This is a genomic window from Thermogemmatispora sp. (genome assembly GCF_019683755.1).
Taxonomy (GTDB): Bacteria; Chloroflexota; Ktedonobacteria; order Ktedonobacterales; family Ktedonobacteraceae; genus Thermogemmatispora.
Genome location: NZ_JADGHT010000468.1, coordinates 1 through 2922, shown reverse-complemented (window position 1 = coordinate 2922; position 2922 = coordinate 1). Strand labels below are relative to the sequence as shown.

General features: G+C 54.8%; 2 protein-coding genes and 1 pseudogene. 2 read left to right on the top strand and 1 reads right to left on the bottom strand.

Annotated features, from left to right (window positions below; all coding sequences use genetic code 11):
- Positions 1-266, bottom strand: a pseudogene (locus tag IRZ24_RS18865) (hypothetical protein); the annotation flags it as partial.
- A gap of 407 nt (positions 267-673) precedes the next feature.
- Here IRZ24_RS18865 and IRZ24_RS18860 point away from each other — a divergent pair.
- Positions 674-1477 carry a hypothetical protein gene (locus IRZ24_RS18860; RefSeq protein ID WP_297167832.1) on the top strand — a complete coding sequence of 268 codons (804 nt, stop codon included), beginning with the start codon at positions 674-676 and terminating at the stop codon, positions 1475-1477.
- A 212-nt stretch (positions 1478-1689) separates the two neighbouring features.
- Positions 1690-2880 carry a WXG100 family type VII secretion target gene (locus IRZ24_RS18855; RefSeq protein ID WP_297167829.1) on the top strand — a complete coding sequence of 397 codons (1191 nt, stop codon included), beginning with the start codon at positions 1690-1692 and terminating at the stop codon, positions 2878-2880.
- Positions 2881-2922: the final 42 nt, after the last annotated feature.

The window sequence follows — 2922 nt, the reverse complement described above, 5'->3', positions numbered from 1 at the left end:
GCCAGGAGAACCACGATGTCGTCGCGGTCACCCTGGCCATGCAGGGTGCCCAGCAGGTCATTGCCCCATTCCTGGCGTTCGATAATGGTGACTTCCATGCCCAGGGTTTGCAGGCGGGCAGCAAGCCAGTTCGTTGCTTGATCGATGCCGGCTTTGTGAAAGGTGAAGGTTTCGAAAGCGCAGAGGGTGCTCAGCTCATCAATATAGCGCGCCAGTCGCTGGCGAACATAGTCTTCAACGCTTCGGACAAGTGTGTGCAAATCCATGACTGCCTCCCCACGAGCCAGGGCGTGTTTCTTGTAATTGAACGAGAGGATAGATGAGATGTGACCTCTTGTCAAGGGTTTGGAGGACATTTGTCTTTCATCTGTGACACATCGCTCTATCATAGGCCCTCAGTCTATCTCGCCGCCACGCCATACCGGCAGTGAAGGAGGAGCCGAACGTACTGTGCTTTGCCACACTATGCCGGGCGGGCACTTTCGCGTACTTGCTGTCTTCTGTGGAAGAGCGGTGAAAGAATCTTGGCGATGAAGTTGCGAGCTACTATTGCTGTCTTTGCTACCACCATTCAGTCCACGATGATCATGTTATATATATTGACAACTGTAAATATTAGAAGTTATATTACTAAGCAGATTTGTAGATCTCTTGATAAGAGGAGAAAGCTATTATGGCAGCTAGCTCTTCTGGTCCAGAAGATGAGGGGCTTGTGCAGGTGCCACCATCGAGCCTACAGAGCGCCTCTCATCCTTTTCATATGACAGCTAAGCAGATCTCAGATTTAAGTCAGACACTGCAAACAACGCTACAATGGATGGTTAATGACTCAATGCTCGCTGCCGAGCTCCTCCGCTATGCTCTTGATATGCAGCAGTTTGGGCTGGCCCTACAGATCTCTATGGAATGTCAGATTCAGGCTCTTCAGCGCATAGGCTTCAACCTGGGCCTGACAGGCTTGATCTTTGAGGGGCTGGATCTGCAGCTCCAGCAGCGGTTTGCAGAGGTGACTTTCCCTGGTTTTGAGCCAGATTTCGAGCCGAACGGCGCTGTTTTCAGGCCGCAGATAAGAGGTCTGATGCTGGGGCAGGAGCATCCTGGTCTGACCACCGATCAGGAGAGATGGTCAACCGGATCTATCTCCCCGCAAACAGTGACGACCAATCTCCTCCAGACACCCACTACCGCTAGTTTTGAGCCAAATCCAACCTTGGCGCCAGAGTCGATTTTCACGGCCATTGCTCAGGAAAATATTGCCCACACCGAGCAGAACAGTCCTTCATTTCAACTGAAGCAGCAGAATCCTGGCTTGCAGACTGGTTCTCTATCGCCATCCTCGTTTGCTCCCAACTCTGGAGGCATACCTCAGCGTAGCCGGCAGTCGCGGCCTCAGCCCCAGCCAGAGCCCGAAGGATCGGGATGGCAAATCGGACCGGGCATCAGCTTTCAGCTCCCTTCTTCTGAGGAGGAACCTTGATAGATAGTTGCTAGCCGGCGGTCAGGAGTAAGAATCGCTACCTGGCACTGGCAGTTTCCTGACCGCCCCTGACCGTCCTATGCGACTCGGCAAGCTTTTCCCGCATTGCAATCGTCGCTGGAGCTGAGCGGCTTTCCGACTCCCTGCAGCCTCAGCCTTGGTAGACAGACACACGGTGCGTGTTGCTAGCGCATGCTCATGAGGGAAGGCACATGGGCAAAGCTGATGATCTTGAACAATTTGCAGATTCCTTGCGTAAGCTGGCCGGCCAATGCAGCACTACCAAGCAGATCATTGATCAATATATGCAGGGGTTGCAGGGGGTAGTTGACGGATTACAATCGGGCCAGCAGCGCTGGGCAGGCCAGGCAGCTCAGGCATTTCGACAGGCCTGGGCTCAGGCGCGAGGCGATCATCGCCACGTCTCCAACGGTCTGCAGGTGCTCATCAACTCCTGCCAGACCGTTGCTGATCATATCGATCAGGCCGTGCCCGCTATCCGACGCTACGAGCTACTGCAGCAGCTCGAGCAGGAGATGGCTCAGCAGCAAGCTTTGCGCTCTCCGCTCATCGAGCCCTCGTCGTCTTTCTCCTCGTCCTCCTCCGCAAGCGCTGACCCGATTCAGCAAGGCTTAGAGGGGGCAATGGAGGAGGCCTCAAATGCCGAGGCGCTGCTGGCCGCTCTCTTCTCCAGCCAGAGCGAACAGCTGGAGGAAGCCATGAAAGATCTCGGCTTCTGCAGCACTGGCGAGGAGGAGGACGAGCATGATAGAATGAATGACGGAATAAGGGCGCTCACGTCTGCTGATGGCGGAGAGGGGGCGGGCCAGGGACAGCCACCCGCTGAGGATGGACAGCCTGGTTCTGAGGGCCAGGCATCCGATGAGTCTGGCGTCTCCCTACTGCCAGGCTCAGACCAGCCTTCCCAGCCTGGCTCCAATCAATCTGCCTCTGGCGCGGCCCAGGGATCAAATCAGACGCTACTCGCTCGTCTTAAGCAAACGTTCAACCAGATGAGGCAAGAGCTGGGATTAGGTCCCTGGAGCCGCAACCCAGATGATGGCCAGACCCTCGCCGTCGTCTTCGCTCACGGTGAGGACTTTTGGGGTATAAACGGGGAAAATGCACGTGAACCTGAGTTGGACCCAAAGCAAGGGGCAAGGATAAATGCCATTAGTCCTAGCCATGCAGAGTTAGACGCGCTGAACGATCTTCTGCGCTACAGAAAAGCCAACGGGCTGACTGGGGGAATTGCTGAACTGTGGGTCGATCGTGAACCTTGTAAGTCCTGTGGCCTGAATGGTGGGCTGAGGAGTGCTGTGCGGATTCTCGGCCTTGACAAGCTTGAAGTCTTCTTTCTTCGCGATGATGGTACTCTTGGCCAAATGCTTGTTGAGCCGTGATTGCTTTTTCTTTCTGTCTCTCCTTTTGATTGATTCATATAC